Source organism: Natrialba sp. SSL1, from assembly GCF_001861355.1.
GTDB lineage: Archaea > Halobacteriota > Halobacteria > Halobacteriales > Natrialbaceae > Natrialba.
The window spans coordinates 66088-83441 of sequence record NZ_MASN01000017.1; the positions used below are offsets into that span (position 1 = coordinate 66088).

The following is a 17354-nucleotide window of genomic DNA, read 5'->3' on the forward strand; positions in this document are numbered from 1 at the left end:
ATTTCGTTTTTTCGGGCACTCGCGGGAAGGAGCAGCGGCTGGACTGCGTGTCCGTCGAACAATCCGACCGTAGCGGCCCCTACCCGAGGTGGATCGGGTCGACCTTCATGAACTCCCGAAGAACGACAGTCGCGTACGACCCCTTCGGTAGCGCGAACGAGAGAGTGAGCGAATCTGCTGCAGCCTCGGACCGCTCATCGCCGGCCGTCTCGACACCGAGTTCAGTCTGCACGAGGACCGCCCGCCGCGTGCCAGTCGAGTGGAACTCACCGGGCAGGTCGAAGTCCTCGGGGGCAAGCTCGAGGTCGTCGAGCACGGCGCGCTCGATCTCACCCTGTTCGCCGTCGGCGAGTTCTGTTTCGGTGCCGACCAGCGGCGCGGTGACGAACGCTCGGCCGCGCTCGCAGTGACGCGTCACGGACCGGACACGGCGCTCGTCGACGCGCTGGAGGCGGTCCGTATCCGGAAGCACGAGTTCCGCTGGCACGTCGTCGCCGGTATCGGCGAAACACACGACATCGCCCGCTACCGGGCGGTCGAACGGCAGCCCGCGCTCGAGTCGCTCCGAGAGCATCAGGTTGAACGCGTACGACTGCGCGGCGTGGACGAACAGCCGCTGGAGGTTCGAGGGCAGGCGCTCGAGTGCAGCACGGAAATCGGCGGGGTCGGGCTCGTCGGTACCGTCGCTGCTGGCGGTGCACTCCGCGAGTTCGTGGAGCATCGAGCGTTCGTAGCGCAGTCGGTTCGGGAACCGATCGAGGGCTTCCTGCCAGTCTCGCGTCTCCTCGATAAATCGGCGGGCCTCCTGGGTGCTCTCGGGTTCGGCGTCGCTCGGCGCGCCGAGGTAGGCCATCACTGCACCCTCCCAGTCGCCGCGGACGATTTCGAGGCCGACCTCGTGGGTGACCGGCCGGCGGCTGCCGAAGCGCTGCTGGCCGAAGAAGTTGGGGACGCCGACGGGCGTTGTTTCCGTTGCTGATTCACTATTGCCGGCCATAGAGGTGTCGAGGCCACCAAACTCGGACAGCTCGTCCGCGATCTGCGAGGCCGTTTCCGGCTGGTCGGCGTCGCTCACCACGATCTCGAACTGGTTCCCTGCGAGGTCGCCGAACTCGAGTGCCCGGCCGGCGCGCCCGAGGACCTCGAGGTCGGCGCCGTCGATGTCGGGGAGCTCGGTGGCGTCGGCGCCGCTGGTGGTATCGTAGACGGAGAAGAGCTGGGTCGTGACGGCGTACTTGTCCTTGGTGCCGGCCCAGTTGACGCGCTCGCGAGAGATGCCGAGTGCGTCCGAGAGACGGGTTGCGAAGTCGTTGGTGTCCCAGCCGCGCAGGGTTGCGCGAAAGACGAGGTGTGGGTAGGCGTCGGTCGGGGCGTCGATTGGTTCGGTCGTGAAGCGCTCGCGTTCGCGAACGCGAAAGTGGTCGTCGGCTGCGCGGAGGCGGCCGCCGACGCCGTCGGTGTCGGTGACGTAGGCCTGCATTCCGACGGCCTGTTCTGTGGGGTGTGCCGGGCGCATGCTGATAGCGGGGCTTCGGGTGCCGGCGGTAAATCGGTTCGTTCTCGGCGGTCGTGCGACCGGTTCGCCCCGTCTCCCGCTACGGGGATAGAATCGCCGACACGGTTATTGCTGGTGGTACCCTCACAGCGACAGGCGATCGACTACCGACGACCGGTACGGACTGCCGATCTGTCTTGGAAACCCCATCATGGATACAAACCACTCTCCGGAAGACCAGGCTGACGCAACTGATGCGTTCGAGTCCGAACTAAAGACGCTCGTCACGACTGGGTTCGCGCGCGGAGCGACGATCGAGGCGACGTGGGTGATCACAACGCCGATCGAGGACGCACCCGACTGGGTCGTCACGATCGAACGCGAGGATTTAACCGCTGATTCACCGCACGACAGCTTTTCCGTCGAGTAATGAGCGAACTCTTCACTCGCCGTGACTATTTCTTTCTGTTGTAGATAGGGACAATAAAGGTTATATCGCTCCTCGTCTATGGGCACATGTACTCTGCTGAAGTCGGACGGAGAGAGTTGTCGGCGACCGGGAGCAGTGTAGGTGAAGTACGGAGCGAGTATGAAGACCCAGACACGCAATCCTACTGATGACGCAACAGAGACGCGATTGATCGACACGACCGACCTGTTCGATGCATTTGCCGCTCGCCGGCGACAGTACGCGCTCGCATATCTCACACAACACCGGGTCCCGGTTTCGATTACAGACCTCGCCGCGTATATCACCCGACAAGAGCGGGAGACCCCAACCCGACCGTACTCGACGGAGGACCAGTACGAGCGGGTGCTGGTCGACCTCTGTCACGTTCACCTCCCGAAACTGGCCGATATCGGCCTGCTCCAGTACGATACGGACACCGAACTCGTCGAGTTGCTCGTCGATTCGCACGTCCTCGTCCCGTATCTCGAACTCGCTGATATCGACCACCTCACTCTCGATGCCGGCGCCGACGACGATGCTGCCACCGGCACCGACTGAGATCAATACCGGTACTCCTATCGACGCAGGTACTCACCCGTATCAGTGCTGACGCTGACTCCACTACCGGTGCCAGAACCGACACACTCCTCATCCTACCGCACACAGCCTCTCAACCGTCCCGACGCGACCGCTAGAACAGCGAGAGTTCGCCCGTGATGCTATCGACCCGATCGTCACCCGCCGGTCCGACTGCGAGCGCCGTCACCGTCCCGGGCTCGAGTTGGGTGTGCCCAGCGTCGCGGACGACCGCCTTCGGCACGCCGTCGCGCTCGGCGATCTCGGCGAGTTCGTGCAACTGCCGCTCGCTCTCACCCTTGAGTACGACCTTCTTCTGCCCGTTTCGCTTCCACTGGTCGCGCAGTTGTGAATCCGCCTTCTCGTAGGCCGACAGCGACGCGTGTGCGACCTGCGCGGCGAGCTTTCCCTGTCCCATGCCGATATCCGTGCGGGCGACGATGGCCTGCTTCATGTCTCCGTACTCGAGTGCGACAGATAAAGCAGCGACGATCGGTCGATAGCCAGTGCAACCGATACCGACGCCAGTGGTAGTTGCCGCGCCAGTACTGCTACCGTCGTGCGAGACGATACACATTTGGGGGCAGCATCGCTAGTCGCGAGCATGAATCAGACGCGCCGTGCCTTCCTCGGGACGACGACCGCCGTCGGTCTCGGGGTCGTTGCCGGCTGTCTCGGCAGCGAGGATCCGCCCGAGCCACCGGTCGCCGGCAATCCGGACGCAGACGTCACCGTAACGGTGTACGAAGACTTCTCCTGTCCGTTCTGCCGGGACTTCAAACTCGGTGTCTTTCCCGACCTCGAGGAGCAGTACCTCGAACCGGGCGACGTTCGATACGAGCATCGGGACTTCCCCGTCATCGACAGTCCGTGGTCCTGGGAGATTCCGAGCGCGGCCCGGGAGGTCTTCGAGAGTACGGGCAACGACGCGTTCTGGGAGTTCACGACCGAGATCTACGCCTACCAGGGATCGTACAACTACGGTGCCATCGAGGGCGTCGCCGACGAGGTCGGAGCCGACGGCGCGGCGATCCGCGACGCTGCCGAAGACGAGAGCCACCGATCGACGATCGAGGACGACAAGTCCTACGGCGAATCCAACGGCGTCGGCGGAACCCCCACCATTCTCGTCAACGGCGACGCCGTCGAACTCTACGAATCCGAGGACTTCGAAGCGATGGCACTCGAGGAGACGTCCGCGGCGATCGACGCGGCACTCGAGTAACTATCTGCGCTCGTCTGTTGCTTGCAGCCACACTCTGTGACTGGAGTCCTTACTGCAAGCTGTTCCTCGTCAGTCGCACCCAGCCAGCCGTACGCTGCCACTGGCACCTGCTCTCGCCTCGAAGCAGCTACTCGAGTGCCGCCAACTCCCATCCCTATCCAAACGCTGGATCGAACAGTTTACACGCCCACCGTTCGACACCTCGGATATGATCCTCTCCGATGCGGACATCCTTCGACGACTGGAGGAGGGCGACCTCGTCGTCGACCCGCTCGACGACCCCGAACTGCAGATTCAACCGGCAAGTGTCGACCTCCGACTGGGACGGGAGTTCCTCGAGTTCCAGCGGACGAACATTCCGTGTATCCACCCGACCTCGGAGCGAGAGGTCGACGAGTACGTCACCGAGACGGTCGTCGAGGACGGCGACGACTTCATTCTCCACCCGGGTGACTTCGTGCTCGGAACGACCTACGAGCGCGTCGAGATTCCGGCGGACCTGATCGCACACGTCGAGGGCCGATCCTCGCTCGGCCGCCTTGCAGTCGTCGTCCACGCCACTGCAGGGCTCTGTGACCCCGGCTACCGCGGACAGATCACGCTCGAACTCTCGAACCTCGGCAGTGCGCCGGTCGCGCTCACGCCGGGAATGCGGATCTCACAGCTCACGTTTACGGAACTCAAGACGGAGGCAGAGCGACCCTACGGCAGCGAGCGCGGCTCGAAGTATCAGGATCAGGACGGACCGCAGGCCTCCCGAATCCAGAGCGATCACGAATTCGGCGGCGACCAACTGGATCGCGACGACTGAGACGATCGTTGGACTGTTTTACCGGTGATCGACGCCTCCGTCAGACCGATCACTAGTAACGAACTCTACCGGGCCGATACGTTCGAACACCGGAGTAAAACGAAACGCAACTGGATTCCGACCGAACGTACCCGATATCGGTGAGACACGACTACGACTTACAGTTGCGATGAGACCAACGTCGCAAGGATGATGCCAATCCCGATGCCGATCAGGGCGGCGGCGGTCAGTTCGAGGTTCAGCAGTTCGGCGCCGGCGACGACACCGATCAGGAAGCCGATACTAAAACCGGCGTAGCTACCAGCACCGCGGCGTTGGCTTTGTGAGACTTCGCCCGTAAGTCCGGCGACGACACCGGCGACCGCAATCGCACCCGCGAGCGTTCCGATCGGCAGCGCGAGCAACATCGAGAACTGAATCATGTGCGTGATGAGCCCCTCGACGGCAGCGCTAACGACGATGAACGTTGCGAAGCCGGACGCGATCGCGAGTGCGGGCGCGGGGACAGGCGCCGAAGTAGTGTTGGTCATCCGTTTTTCGTAGATTCCGGCGACGGCCGTATAAATGATCCGTCGTGTCGCTGCGGGTCGACAATCGCCTACTCGCCTGTAAGTGCCCGAAAGATCGCCAGTACGCACACGAGGTCGACGAGACGCATCCCGAGACCGACGAGACCGACGTGCACACAACGAGACCCACAAGTTATTCCCCACGCGCTCGTACGCACAGCCAACAGATGCAATTCGTCGAAGAGATCGTCGTCGACGAGTTCCTGCCGACGATCCGGTCACTGTTGGCAGGCGAACTCCGCGAGCGCGGCCTCACCCAGAGCGACGTCGCAGATGTCCTCGGAATCAGCCAAAGCGCCGTCTCGAAGTACGCCCACGGCGATGTCACGATCAACGAACGCATCGCCGACGACGAGCGCGTCAGCGCCACCATCGAAGAACTCGCTGATGGCCTCTCGACCGGCGATGTGACGCCTGTCCAGGCGCTCATCGAACTCGAGGTCCTCGTGCGCGAACTCGAGACGGGCGGCGATCTGCTCGCCCAACTCCACGAGGAGGCGGTGCCCGAACTCGCGGACCACGGCGCGAGTTTCCGGGTGCACGACCCCGAGAGCGACCTGCGGACCAGCGAACGCGTCGTCTCGTCGCTGCGCCGCGGGTTGCGCATCCTCGAGAACGCGAGCGGTTTCGCGAACCTCATTCCAGCGGTCGGATCGAACCTCGTCGCCTGCACGCCGGATGCGGAAGGTATCGACGACGTGGCCGGCGTCCCCGGCCGCATCTTCGACGTCAAGGGTCGAACGACGGTCCCCGCTGCTCCCGAGTTCGGTGTCTCCGAACACGTCGCGACCGTGTTGCTCGCCGCACGTCGCCACGGCGCGGACGCCTCGGCGGCGATCAACATCGCCTACGATGACGACCTGCTCGCCGATCTCACCGAGCGCGGCCACGTTGCCGCCGAGTTCGACGAAGTCGACGACATCGCCTCGAGCGTTGGCGCGGCGATCGACGACGAACCCGAAGCAACCGTGCTGTACCAGACCGGCGGCACCGGTATCGAACCGCTGATTTACGTCCTCGGTGCCGATGCAGAATCCGTCGCAGACGACGTGCGGTCGTTGCTCTAGCGTTCGCGGTTTCGCAGAGCCACGGTAGCAGACGACGATTTATCTGTCCGGTCGTGGAACCCCGTGAGCAGAGCACCGATAGCATGTCGATGGGTTCTGATTCCGATTCTAATACTGGTTCTGACTCCGACCCCGGCTCCGACGCCACCTCGGACTCCGACTCCGCATCCACATCCCAGTCCAGACCCGGACTCGAGTCCGAGTCCGCACAGGAGTTCTACGGCCGCTGGGCGCGACTGTACGACCTGATCGCCCGCGGAACACCTGGCATCGCACGCCTCAGACGACGAGCAGCCGCCGCCTGCCGACTCGAGCGCGGCGATACCGTCGTCGAAATGGGCTGTGGAACCGGGGCGAACCTGCCGTACCTCCGAGAGCAGGTCGGCCCCGAGGGAACCGTCATCGGGGTCGACTTCACGCGGCCGGTACTCGAGCGGGCGCGTGCGATGGTCGCCGACCGCGGGTACGAAAACGTTCACGTCGTCCGTGGCGATGCGACAGAGCCGCCGTTCGCGGCCGCCGCTGATGTTGAGGTGGGTTCCAGTATTAGTGCCGGTTCCGGTACCGATACCAATACTGATACCGGCCCCAGTGGCGACGAAAACGGCGATGGGACCGACATCGACGCGCTCCTCGCGACCTTCGTCGTTGGGATGCTCGACGATCCTGTCGGCGCGGTCGACGACTGGTGTGACCTCGTCGGTCCCGGCGGCCACGTCGTTCTCGCGAACGCCGCTCGCTGCGACGACGATCGCTGGTACTCGCTCCCGGTCAACGCCGTCTTCCGTGCGATCGTCGTCCTCTCGACGCCACCGACGACCAAGCTGCGCTACGAAAGTGAACCGCACCTGCGACTCGACGACCGAATCGACGCGGCACACACCCGACTCAGAGAGAACTCGCAGGCCGTTGCCGACGAGACGCACGTCTTCGGCGTGGTCCGACTGACTGGCGGTGAACTTCCAACCGACACAAAATAGCTGCGTTCACGAGTTCGGCGGCGACTATCGTGGCTCTCGCCTCGTGCTCGTTCCTCTCGCTACGCCGGCACGCCGAGCCCCTCGAACTCCCGTACCTGCTCGCGAATCGCGTCCGGAATCGGCGCTGGGCGACCGGTCTCCGGATCGATCTGGACCATCGTCGTCTCCGCCGTCGTCGCCACCTCCTCACCCGTCCGGATTTCGTACGCCATCGTACAACTGCTTTCACCGAGATCGGTCACCTCGAGTGCGACGACTGGCTCGTCGTCGATCGTGATCGGCCGCTTGTAGGTGAGTTCGAGATTTGCGATAACGAAGGAGACCTCGTCCTGGGGAATGTCGAGCACCGTCTCCAGGTATTCCGTTCGCGCCGTCTCGATGTAGGTCGCGTGCACCGCATTGTTCACGTGATCGAGCGGGTCGAGATCGCGAAATCGCACGGGTACCTCGGTCGTAAACTTCTCACTCATTGTGTGTTTGAAGGAGTGCCCGACAAAAGTACACGTCGATTCCGGCGATGACTGTCGCCCGTTCGCATGTCCCGTCAGTGCCAGACGGTCAGTGAGACGCTGCCGCGTCGTACAATGGTGCGTGTTGTTCACAAAACGCCGGTTCCCTGAGCTGGGCCTCAACCAGATCCTCGTGATAGTGAGCGTTGAAGAGCCGACACCCCTCCCGATCGCAGAAGGCGTCCCCGGTCTGCAAGTAGTGCACCGCCTGCAACACGTACCCCTTCAGCGCGTCCGTCGTCCGTGGATCGTCCTCGATCAGAAAGTCGCCCTCAACCTGGTTCTCGAGTACCTCCCGCGGCGGCGAGTCTCCCGACAGGAGCGCATGCCGTTGCTTCTCCTTGTAGTACGCCTCCGGCTTCGCCGGCGCTTCGTAGAGCCCCGGCACCGACACGAGCGCGGGCTGGCCGAGAACGTTCACGCGCTTGTGCCACCGGCCGTCGTGCTCACCCCAGGTCCCGAGAACGCGGTCGAGCACCGGCACGTGAAGCGTCTCGAGGTCGCGTTCGGCCGGCGGAAGCGCACCATTCAGCGCCCGCTGGACGCCCACCCCGTCGTAGAGCACCCCGCCCGCGCGCTCGGGGGACTCGAGTGCCCGCTCCTCGTAGCGAATCGTACCGAGCATCGTATTGCCCGTGTCTCGGTCGTAGGGTGATTTCACGCGCGCCGCGGCGAACTGTTCGGCGAGGTCATTGTCGTCGCCGCTGTGGTGTACATCGAGGAATCGGTCCCGGACTGTGACCGCTGCGTCGACGCGAGGAGCGAGCCAGTCGCCGATGGCGTCGACGTCGGCGACGGTCGTCGGCGCGCGGTAGAGAACGATCTGATCGACCATATATTCACTAGTTGTACCACACCGTGAATCAGTTACGGTCGCCGCGCTGACCGAGATCCGTACGTTTATTCTGCCTCGCAGTCACAGTTCAGATGACATGTTCCCACCGCCCGTCTCGCGCGAGTCGGTGGTTCCCGACGGCGCGAACCCTCTCACCCGCGCGTATCAGGACGTTATCGTCTACGAGAGCGCCGATCCGGACGACGTGCTCTACGAGGGCCCGATCGTCGTCCACGCGAACGGCTGGCTCGAACTCGAGGGCGACCGACTGCTCTCACCGAGTGCGGTCCACCACATCGATATCTACGACGACGAGCCCGATCCCGCGGCTCGCACGGACGAGCGGACTGACCGAGAGGACGGCGGCACTGGCAACGGTGCCGATGGAACCGACGAGTACGGCTTCTAACGCGTCCCCCACTCACCGTCCACCCGCTACCCGTCGACGAACGACGGCCCATCCGCCGGTTCGTCTTCAGCATCTCGCCAGGAGTGAGCAGGCTCCCACCCCAACTCTGCTCGCGCCTTCGCCGTCGAGAACGCAGACTCGTCGCCCTCGAGTGCACACTCTTCAGGCAGGTCGCCGAAGACAGCCTCGATCGTCTCAGCAGTGGGCCGATCCAGAAAGTTCTCCGCGGCGACGGCGAGGTACGTTTCGTGGCCAGCGTGTGCGTTCTCGAGCGCTGCGTCCACGATCGAGACCACGTCGCGCACGTCGACGTAGGTCCAGAAGTTGCCGTTCGGCTCGGCGGTTTCGGGGTCAAACTGATCGCGCGCGGCCGCCATTTGCTGCTCTCCCGGGAAGGTAACCCAGGACGGCCGGATCGATGTCACCGAGACGCCGTGCTTGCGCGCGGTCATGGCTGCGATATCCTCGCCGACGAGCTTCGAGGTCGCGTAGGGGTCCTCGGGCCGACGCGGATGGGACTCGTCGATCGGGAAGTACTCGGGTAGCCACGGTTCCGCCGCGAATACGGACCCGTAGATGCTCTCACTCGACGCCCAGACTACGTTCGCACCCGCCTGGCCGGCCGCCTCGAGGACGTGGTACGTGCTCGTGACGTTCGTCAGGAACGTCTTCGCGTCGGGTTCGATGCCCACGCGCGGAATCGCCGCGAAGTGGACCACGGCGTCCGGGTCGAACGACAGCATTGCATCCCACGCCTGTCCCTGATCGGTGAGGTCAGCAGCCAGGAACGTGACGTTCTCGCGCTCTCTGGGTGGTCGGTCGAGATCGAGGCCGAGTACCTCGTGGCCTGCAGCCGCGAAATGGTCCACGAGCCAGCTTCCGACACCGCCGGTCGCACCGGTGACGACAATCTTCATATCGCCACCCTGTGGCCCACTGTCGAAAACAGTGTGGATTCGTCGCCCCTGTCGCTGTTTTTCGGTGTGGCTGCCTCGTGAAGATAGCTGTGGCTATGTTGATCGAGGGGATCTGTACTGTACGTGGTTGTACTCGAGTCTACCCGAACTCACATCGCGGTGCGTTGCTCGTCGAGCGAACAGCGCAACTGCTCCGGGGATTCGAAAACCGGTGGGCGAACCCACCGAAAACATGACTGAGAGTGACTGTGGGGAGTCGCTAGTGATTAGTCGTCTGCTGGCGCAGCGCGGGAGGTGAGCTCGACAGGCTCGGCGTCGACCTCGAGTTCGTCGAGTGCGACCTGGGCGGCGCGCTTGCCGGAGACGAGCATAGCACCGAACGTCGGGCCCATGCGCGGGAGGCCGTAGGTCGTCGCGGTCGCCATACCGGTCGCGATCAGGCCCTCGTGGACGAGGCCGGTGTGCTCGACGATGGCATCTTCGGACTTACCGACCCACATCGAGTCGTGGCCGGGCGAGTCGTGGCCGGGAGCGCCGTACGTGTCGTCGTCGGTCTGGTCCATGACCGTTCCGCGCTCTCTGGCGTCCTGAACGCCAGGTGCGTCGAGGACGCCGCGCTCGTCGAGTTTGGTGATCGCCATCGCGTCGTGACCCGTCGCGTCGATGACGAGGTCCGCTTCGACCGCGATCGGGTCGACACAGGTGATCTCACGCGGGAGCGCGTGGACCGGCGTCCAGTTCATGACGATCCCGGAGACCTTGTGGTCTTCGCGGATGACGATGTCCGTGAACTCGGTCATGTTCTGCATCTTCGCGCCGGCGTCGCAGGCGGCCTTGATGAGCCCGGAACACGCCTCGGGTCCGTTCGCGACGTAGAGTCCCTCGCTGTCCTGGGACTGCTTGTAGGAGACCTCGAGTTCGTCGAGAACCTGCTGTGCAGGGTCCCGGACGGTGATCTTGTTCATCAGGAAGCCACCGAGCCAGAAGCCGCCGCCGAGGTAGTTGTTCTTCTCGACGACCATCGTCTTGACGCCGCGCTCGGAGAGTTCCTTCGCGGCGGTCAGTCCCGAGGGACCGCCCCCGACGATGATGACATCTGAATCCGAGAAGTCCATGAACTCCTCGGTCCACTCCTGCCCGATTGCGCGTGTTACGTCCGCTTCGCCGACGTCGCTGAACTGTTCGAACTCGCTCATACAACTAGGTGGTATCATCCGGTAGTGAAAAGTCTGTCGCGATGATTTGCAAGCAGTCACCCACCGCGAGCGAAACGGACGGGCGCTGGAGGCAACCCTAACGGAGAAAATAAAATGGTTCCCAATAGTAACAACTGAAACTGTTCACACACCAATCGCGCAGCCTCCGTTCGATTGGGTGTGCACTGACTTTCAGTGGCTACTATAGTTGCTGTACCGCGAGAACGTCCCCCGTAACACTGTTGATAGCATGCGTACAATAGTCGAGACACTGTGACCCCTTCCGTCTTCGATCCTGGCCTCTCTTTCACCGCAGTCGCTGAAACTGGCCTCAGCGAAATCGATGGCGACACCGGCGAATTTCGAATTCAGGGGTTCGAAATCGAAGACCTCGCCGAGAACGCGGCGTACGAAGAGGTTGTGTGGCTGTTGTTTAACGGGCGACTCCCAACCGATAACGAGTTAGCCACGTTCACGAACGAGCTCTCGTCCGCTCGAAGCCTCACAGATACCATCTACAGTCTGATTCAGGAGGGTGCAGAAGAAGGTGTACCGGCAATAGACACACTCCGTATGGGGTTGGGAGCGGGAAGCCTCTCTTTCGACAGCGAGGATACCCTCATGGCTACCCGACGCGTCGTCGCAATCTGTCCACCGATCATCGCAGCTTACTGGCGATATCGCCAAGGGAGAGAGCCCATCCAGCCACGTGACGACCTAACTCACACGGAGAATTTCTTGTACATGCTCTCTGGGGTAGAGCCGGCCGCATCCACTGTGAAGGGGTTAGAGACGTATCTAATTACGATCATTGAGCACGGTCTCAATGCGTCAACGTTTGCCGCTCGAATTATTGGCTCAACTGGGTCTGATCCCTTTTCGGCGGCCACCGGTGCCGTCGGGGCACTCAAGGGACCACGGCACGGTGGCGCACTCAAACGAGTTAGTGAGATGCTCACTGGCCTTGACAACGGGACGGACCCAGCAACGTTTGTTCAAGAGCGACTGGAAGGCGACGGGTCGTTTCCCGGATTTGGTCATATCGTCTATAACACCCGAGACCCGCGAGCGGAAATCGTCGAACAAGCTGCAGAACGCGTGGGCGGGAAACAAGATTCGACACCGTTTCTTCGGAACGCACGCCAGCTCGAGGCTGTGGCTGCGGAGTATTTCACCGAACAGTATCCCAAGCGACAACTGCACGTGACTGTCGATTACTACGCAGCAGTCCTCCTTTCCGAACTCGACATTCCACCAGAACTGTTCACCGCGATCTTTGCGATCGGACGTTCCGCCGGTTGGATGGCCCACTACCTTGAACAGCTCGAAAGCGAGACACTCCTTCGTCCTCGAACACGATATGTCGGTCCAGACGAACGGTCGTGGATTTCGCGCTCGGACAGATTCGTCGCTGGCGATTCGAGCCCTCCTTCATCCACCGACCTGAAGGGAATCTCCTCAATCCTTGGCACGCTTTCAGAACCCGCTCGGTTGGAAATCTCATTGATTCTGTATGAGTCGGCGGAACCACTTTCGTACTCGTCGATTCGAGCACAGAGTTCGATTGAGGATAAGGGGCGGTTCAACTATCATCTCCGGAAACTTCGTCGCATCTACATCACGAATACAGCGGCTGGCTATTCGTTGACTGACACGGGTCGGAAAGTCGTCGAGATGCTCGTCGATGACGAGCAATTGCTCGCACAAACAATCGAATAGACGGATCACGATAGGGAAGCAGATTTACCCCGTCGTATTGTGTCTCTTTCATAGATCGAGCACTCCTTGAAAACCTCTAATGGAGTGTACCCACTCGTTTCTGAACGAATAGCCACACACGAGAACAATCCATTCACTGCCTGATCTGTTCCTGTGGTCGATGATGAGTTGTGGTCGTGGAGAAATGGTCTTCTCCAAAGCCCTATCCCCAATTCTTCCGTCTCTCTATATGAACTAACATGGGCAACCAAGAGCTCCACCGAGGGTTAGAAGGTATCGCCGTCGCGGAAACACGGCTCAGCACGATCGATGGCGAGGCTGGTGAACTCAGTATCGGGGGATACCCTGTTGCAGAACTCGCCAAGAATGCAATCTACGAGGAAAGTGTATTCCTGTTGTTCAACAACCGACTTCCGACGAAATCGGAACTCGAGTCGTTCTGCACAGAACTCGCTGGCTATCGGAACATTTCCACGGAGGTCAAACAGGTGCTTCGACGAGCGGCACGAGAGAACGCGGACCCGATGGATGCGCTTCGAATGGGAGTGGCCGCAGCCAATCTCGGCTGCGACGTAACAGAATCGACGGAGCTCGCCAAGCGGCTGGTGAGCGTAATTCCAACTATCGTCACGACGTATTGGCGATATCGCTCGGGCAAAGAGCCGGTAGATCCACGCGAAGACCTCGGCCATACCGCGAACTACCTCTACATGCTGTCCGGCGAAGAGCCCGACCCCGAAGCCGTGAGAGGGCTCGAAACCTACCTCAATACGGTTGTTGACCACGGACTGAACGCATCCACCTTCGTCGCTCGGTCTATCGCGTCGTCCGATTCAGATCTCGTTTCAGCAGTAACGGGTGCAGTAGGATCACTCAAGGGATCGCTTCACGGTGGAGCGCCTGGGCCGGTTTTGGAGATGCTCCTCACAGCAGACGACTCTGGCGACCCGGAGGGGTATGTACAGGAGAAACTCGATTCCGGTGAGCGGCTTATGGGCTTTGGACACCGAGTGTATCAGACGCGCGATCCACGTGCCGAGGTCCTCTCCCACGCCGCTGAGCGATTCTATTCTGGATCGGACGACAGAGCGTTCTTCGGATTTGTCGAAGAATTCGAAGAGACCGTGGTTAGTCGACTGGCTGATCACAGGCCTGACCGAAACCTCGACACAAACGTGGAGTTCTACACGGCTGTGCTCCTGCATGGAGTTGACATTCCACGGGAATTGTTTACGACCACCTTCGCTATGTCACGAGTCGGTGGTTGGACAGCCCACTGCCTCGAGCAGTTAGCAGATAACAAAATAATTCGCCCCCTGTCCATCTATACTGGTGACCGTGGCCGATCGTGGACTCCAGTCGACAGCCGCTAGCGATAGTAGCCACCGCAAATCACTGCACAGCAGATCGAACGACGCCTGTGCGATCAGTGTACAATTAGCTCTACCCAGTTCTACAATTCCATCTCGATCGATAGGAAACGACGCGCTTCCGAAGATAGGCGATTGCTCTCGTCTCTTATGCTGCTGAAACTCAGAACCAGTGTATACTTCGAAATTCTGATCTGACGATCCCAGATTTTGTATATCAATATATAGTTCATCACATCGGCGCGACGAACCGGTGACAGAGCGGAGTGGCTTCAGACGGCAACAGACAGACACCACCTGATGCGAAAACAACAGGGCAAAACTAGCAGACCGTCACACGAAAACTCGAGAAACCGATTGAATCCGAAGTCTACTCGCGGACGACAACTGTCCCGATCATGTTGCCATCGACGTGTGGCTCGCAAATGTAGGTGTACTCACCGGGAACCTCGAACGTGTGCTCGTACGTCTCCCGCGTGCCGAGCCGCCCACCGCGGTACTCGTGCCAGGCGTCACGAGCAGTTCGCTCGTCTTCGTAGTCGCCGGTGGCGAAGTACGCTGCGTCCTCTGGAATGCTGTTCTCGAGGGCCGTCACGGTGTGGTCTGCACCGCTCGTGTTCTTCCAGACGACCGTCTCGCCGACGGTTGTCTCGTACTCGACCGGAACGAACGCGTTGCGAGTCATCCCGATATCGCACTCGTCGCCGCTGCACGGGGGGTCATCGAAGACGCCCATGACCGAGGTGCAACCGGCAAGGCTGGCCGAAAGGGAGGTGCCGACGGCGGCAAGGTAGACGCGCCGGTTCATATCCCACCTTGGGAGAGTCGCGGTATAACCGCCCCGGTTCGGCGGTCCGGTTCGACGCCCGAACCACCGAAAACGGGCACCAGAAGGCCGAACATCATCGCCCCTGAAATTCGGCCAGTCACCATCGGAAAAAACGAGGGCCGCCGAGAAACGAAAACACGTAAGGTACGCGCCCGCCGACTCGGCGATATGCTTCCCCGGTTCGTCGGGCGACTCGGCATCGCCGACGCGGTGACGATCGCCAATGCCGCCCTGGGGTTCGTCGCCGTCGTCGTCGCCTTCGTCGACATCGACCTCGCCGCCCGACTCATCTTGCTCGCCGCCGTCGCGGACGGACTCGACGGACTCCTGGCCCGACGGTACGGCGGCACCGACGCTGGCCCCTATCTCGACTCGCTCGCAGACGTCGCTTCCTTCGCCGTCGCCCCCGCAGCCCTCGCGTTCGTCGTCGTCACCGACGGCCTCGGCATCTCACTCGAGTCCGTCTCCGCTGAACTGCTCCTCGTGTCGACGATCTGTGCGCTGTTCGTCGCGATGGCCGTCGCTCGTCTCGGCATGTACACGGCCTACGACACCGCGGATAACTACACGGAGGGCGTTCAGACGACGCTCGCCGCGACCGTCCTCGGTGCAGCCATCCTCGCAGGGGTCGCCGATCCCGTGCTCGTCCTCGCGATTACGGGCGCGTTCTGTTACCTGATGGTCTCGCGCATTCCCTACCCGGACCTCCTCGCACGCGACGCCGGCATTATGGGCGTCGTCCACGTCCTGGCGATCCTGATCCCGAACTTCGCCGGCCGCACGTTCCCGTACGCGCTCCTGACACTCGGCATTGCCTACATGACACTCAGCCCGTGGCTCTACTGGCGCGACCGCGAGGACGCGGCCTCCCAGACGACGACCACGCATGGAAACGCTTAGGACGATCCTGACACGACCGTAGCGTATGAACAGTGGTACGTCTCGGCGTCGTCCCGCCACAGGGACGGTGGGAGTATGAGCGACGACGAACCGCAGGACGAAGAAGCCGAACAGGAGCCAGAGCAAACAGCCGACTTAGACGCCATCGAATCCGATCTCGAGACATTCGCAACAGACATCGAGGCACTCGAGAACGACCTCGAGGAAGCGGAGACCGAAGACGACCTTGACGTCGTCGAAGCCGACCTCGACGAATTCCGGACCGAACTCGAGTCCGTCGAGATTCCGGACCCGCCTGAGACGGAGGACGAGGACGAAGACGACGAGGATGACGAACCCGCGCGCGAGGAAGAGCTCCAGGACACCTACGACGACATCGAGAGCGATCTCTCGGATCTCGAGTCCGACCTGGAAGACCAGCGCGGTCCCTACGGCGAGGACGTCGTCAGCGAGATCGACGGCGTCAGCGGGACGATTACGGGAACCCGCTGGACGTTCGAGGGCGACGAAGAGCTGATCGAGGCAACCGGCGCCTTCCTCGCGGACGTGAACGACCTGCTCGGTACCAGTCTCGAACTCCCCGCCGGCCTCGAACCCGCAAGCGGTGCCGAACTGGGCGAGAAGGGCGAGGAAGAGGGCAACGTCCCCGAAAAGCTGGACGAAGCCCTCGACGAGGCGACTGCAGCCGTCGAGGACGCTGACCTCGATGCTGACGACGACGCGGAGACGATCGCCGGCCTCCTCGAGGCGACCGACGACTTCGAGAGCGAGGTCGACGACGCCACCGAGTGGACCGATCTCGAGGTCCGCGAACAGCTCCGCCGCGAGGGCTTTTACGACGTGCTCGAGCACATCAAGGACTTCCCGCCGGAGTGGCACGCCCTCAAGGTCCACGAGAAGCGGGGCAACGTCGAGCAGATCCTGCTCGCCTACGACAGCCTCGACTCCGACTTCATGGAGAAACACTGCCTCGAGGCGCTCGAACGCATGGGTCCCGAGGAGGCAATCGACACGATGGTCCAGAAGGCCGGTCGACGTGACGAACACGCCATCAGCATCCTCGGCAAGATCGGCGTCGCGAGCGACGAGGTCGTCGACGCGCTGGTCGACTACGTCGATTCCAATCCGGCACTTCAGAAGCCATCCTTCCGCGCCCTCGGCGAACTCGGTGCCGAGGACGCAGTCGAGCCCCTTGCCCAACAGCTCGCCGCCGACGATGCAGATGTCCGAAGCTGGGCGGCCCGCGCGCTCGGGATGATCGGCGACACGCGCACAATCGACCCGCTCGCAGACGTGCTCGCAGATGACGAGGAAGACCGCGTTCGTGCGAGCGCCGCCTGGGCGCTCAACCAGATCGGCACGGCGGATGCACTCGAGATCGTCGCCGAGTACGACGACGACCGGGCGTATCTCGTGCAGGCCGAAGCCGAGAACGCGAACCTCGAGCCCGTCGCCTGAGCCGGCTGCGTTCTCCCGACCACACCACCCCCACTTCG

At 62.1% G+C, this 17354-nt stretch carries 19 protein-coding genes; 11 read left to right on the plus strand and 8 right to left on the minus strand.

What is annotated here, in order from left to right; all coding sequences use genetic code 11:
- Positions 1 to 79: 79 nt before the first annotated feature.
- Positions 80 to 1516 (minus strand): tRNA pseudouridine(13) synthase TruD, encoded by a 1437-nt coding sequence (gene truD / locus BBD46_RS03885; RefSeq protein ID WP_071400448.1) that lies wholly within the window; start codon positions 1514 to 1516, stop codon positions 80 to 82.
- Positions 1517 to 1706: 190 nt separating this feature from the next.
- Between truD and BBD46_RS03890 the strand changes: the two genes are divergently transcribed.
- Positions 1707 to 1925: a hypothetical protein gene (locus BBD46_RS03890; protein ID WP_071400449.1), complete on the plus strand. Its 219-nt coding sequence runs from the start codon at positions 1707 to 1709 to the stop codon at positions 1923 to 1925.
- Between the two features lie 159 nt (positions 1926 to 2084).
- Positions 2085 to 2504: a DUF7344 domain-containing protein gene (locus BBD46_RS03895; RefSeq protein WP_071400506.1), complete on the plus strand. Its 420-nt coding sequence runs from the start codon at positions 2085 to 2087 to the stop codon at positions 2502 to 2504.
- 133 nt (positions 2505 to 2637) lie between these two features.
- Here the strand turns inward: BBD46_RS03895 and pth2 are convergent, their stop codons facing one another.
- Positions 2638 to 2976 carry a peptidyl-tRNA hydrolase Pth2 gene (gene pth2, locus BBD46_RS03900; RefSeq protein ID WP_004215447.1) on the minus strand — a complete coding sequence of 113 codons (339 nt, stop codon included), beginning with the start codon at positions 2974 to 2976 and terminating at the stop codon, positions 2638 to 2640.
- A gap of 150 nt (positions 2977 to 3126) precedes the next feature.
- On the opposite strand from pth2, the gene BBD46_RS03905 reads away from it, so the two are divergent.
- Complete coding sequence (locus tag BBD46_RS03905; protein ID WP_071400450.1) at positions 3127 to 3747, plus strand: DsbA family protein; 621 nt, start codon at positions 3127 to 3129, stop codon at positions 3745 to 3747.
- A gap of 208 nt (positions 3748 to 3955) precedes the next feature.
- Complete coding sequence (dcd, locus tag BBD46_RS03910; RefSeq protein ID WP_004215445.1) at positions 3956 to 4558, plus strand: dCTP deaminase; 603 nt, start codon at positions 3956 to 3958, stop codon at positions 4556 to 4558.
- A gap of 158 nt (positions 4559 to 4716) precedes the next feature.
- On the opposite strand, the gene BBD46_RS03915 is transcribed toward dcd, so the two are convergent.
- A complete protein-coding gene (locus BBD46_RS03915; RefSeq protein ID WP_071400451.1) occupies positions 4717 to 5088 on the minus strand; it encodes a hypothetical protein in 372 nt (123 codons plus the stop codon).
- 206 nt (positions 5089 to 5294) lie between these two features.
- On the opposite strand from BBD46_RS03915, the gene BBD46_RS03920 reads away from it, so the two are divergent.
- Positions 5295 to 6194: a thiamine-phosphate synthase family protein gene (locus BBD46_RS03920; RefSeq protein WP_071400507.1), complete on the plus strand. Its 900-nt coding sequence runs from the start codon at positions 5295 to 5297 to the stop codon at positions 6192 to 6194.
- Positions 6195 to 6277: 83 nt separating this feature from the next.
- Positions 6278 to 7174 carry a class I SAM-dependent methyltransferase gene (locus tag BBD46_RS03925; protein WP_071400452.1) on the plus strand — a complete coding sequence of 299 codons (897 nt, stop codon included), beginning with the start codon at positions 6278 to 6280 and terminating at the stop codon, positions 7172 to 7174.
- A 59-nt stretch (positions 7175 to 7233) separates the two neighbouring features.
- Here BBD46_RS03925 and BBD46_RS03930 read toward each other — a convergent pair whose 3' ends face one another.
- Both BBD46_RS03930 and BBD46_RS03935 read right to left on the minus strand, forming a co-directional pair.
- Positions 7234 to 7644: an acyl-CoA thioesterase gene (locus BBD46_RS03930; RefSeq protein ID WP_071400453.1), complete on the minus strand. Its 411-nt coding sequence runs from the start codon at positions 7642 to 7644 to the stop codon at positions 7234 to 7236.
- An 88-nt stretch (positions 7645 to 7732) separates the two neighbouring features.
- A complete protein-coding gene (locus BBD46_RS03935) occupies positions 7733 to 8518 on the minus strand; it encodes a DUF7001 family protein (protein ID WP_071400454.1) in 786 nt (261 codons plus the stop codon).
- A gap of 97 nt (positions 8519 to 8615) precedes the next feature.
- Here BBD46_RS03935 and BBD46_RS03940 point away from each other — a divergent pair, with 97 nt between their 5' ends.
- The gene (locus BBD46_RS03940) at positions 8616 to 8927 is read left to right on the plus strand and encodes a hypothetical protein (protein WP_071400455.1); all 312 of its coding nucleotides are present in this window, start codon (positions 8616 to 8618) and stop codon (positions 8925 to 8927) included.
- Positions 8928 to 8953: 26 nt separating this feature from the next.
- Here the strand turns inward: BBD46_RS03940 and BBD46_RS03945 are convergent, their stop codons facing one another.
- Together BBD46_RS03945 and BBD46_RS03950 are read right to left on the minus strand one after the other, a co-directional pair.
- Positions 8954 to 9844 (minus strand): NAD-dependent epimerase/dehydratase family protein, encoded by an 891-nt coding sequence (locus BBD46_RS03945; RefSeq protein WP_071400456.1) that lies wholly within the window; start codon positions 9842 to 9844, stop codon positions 8954 to 8956.
- 266 nt (positions 9845 to 10110) lie between these two features.
- Positions 10111 to 11040, minus strand: coding sequence for a sulfide-dependent adenosine diphosphate thiazole synthase (locus BBD46_RS03950; RefSeq protein WP_071400457.1), 930 nt, complete (start codon positions 11038 to 11040; stop codon positions 10111 to 10113).
- A 273-nt stretch (positions 11041 to 11313) separates the two neighbouring features.
- On the opposite strand from BBD46_RS03950, the gene BBD46_RS03955 reads away from it, so the two are divergent.
- A complete protein-coding gene (locus BBD46_RS03955) occupies positions 11314 to 12759 on the plus strand; it encodes a citrate/2-methylcitrate synthase (RefSeq protein WP_071400458.1) in 1446 nt (481 codons plus the stop codon).
- 239 nt (positions 12760 to 12998) lie between these two features.
- A complete protein-coding gene (locus BBD46_RS03960) occupies positions 12999 to 14132 on the plus strand; it encodes a citrate/2-methylcitrate synthase (protein WP_071400459.1) in 1134 nt (377 codons plus the stop codon).
- A 367-nt stretch (positions 14133 to 14499) separates the two neighbouring features.
- Here BBD46_RS03960 and BBD46_RS03965 read toward each other — a convergent pair whose 3' ends face one another.
- The gene (locus BBD46_RS03965) at positions 14500 to 14937 is read right to left on the minus strand and encodes a cupredoxin domain-containing protein (RefSeq protein ID WP_071400460.1); all 438 of its coding nucleotides are present in this window, start codon (positions 14935 to 14937) and stop codon (positions 14500 to 14502) included.
- Between the two features lie 189 nt (positions 14938 to 15126).
- Between BBD46_RS03965 and BBD46_RS03970 the strand changes: the two genes are divergently transcribed.
- The gene (locus tag BBD46_RS03970) at positions 15127 to 15858 is read left to right on the plus strand and encodes a protein sorting system archaetidylserine synthase (protein ID WP_071400461.1); all 732 of its coding nucleotides are present in this window, start codon (positions 15127 to 15129) and stop codon (positions 15856 to 15858) included.
- A gap of 75 nt (positions 15859 to 15933) precedes the next feature.
- Positions 15934 to 17316 carry a HEAT repeat domain-containing protein gene (locus tag BBD46_RS03975; protein ID WP_071400462.1) on the plus strand — a complete coding sequence of 461 codons (1383 nt, stop codon included), beginning with the start codon at positions 15934 to 15936 and terminating at the stop codon, positions 17314 to 17316.
- Positions 17317 to 17354: the final 38 nt, after the last annotated feature.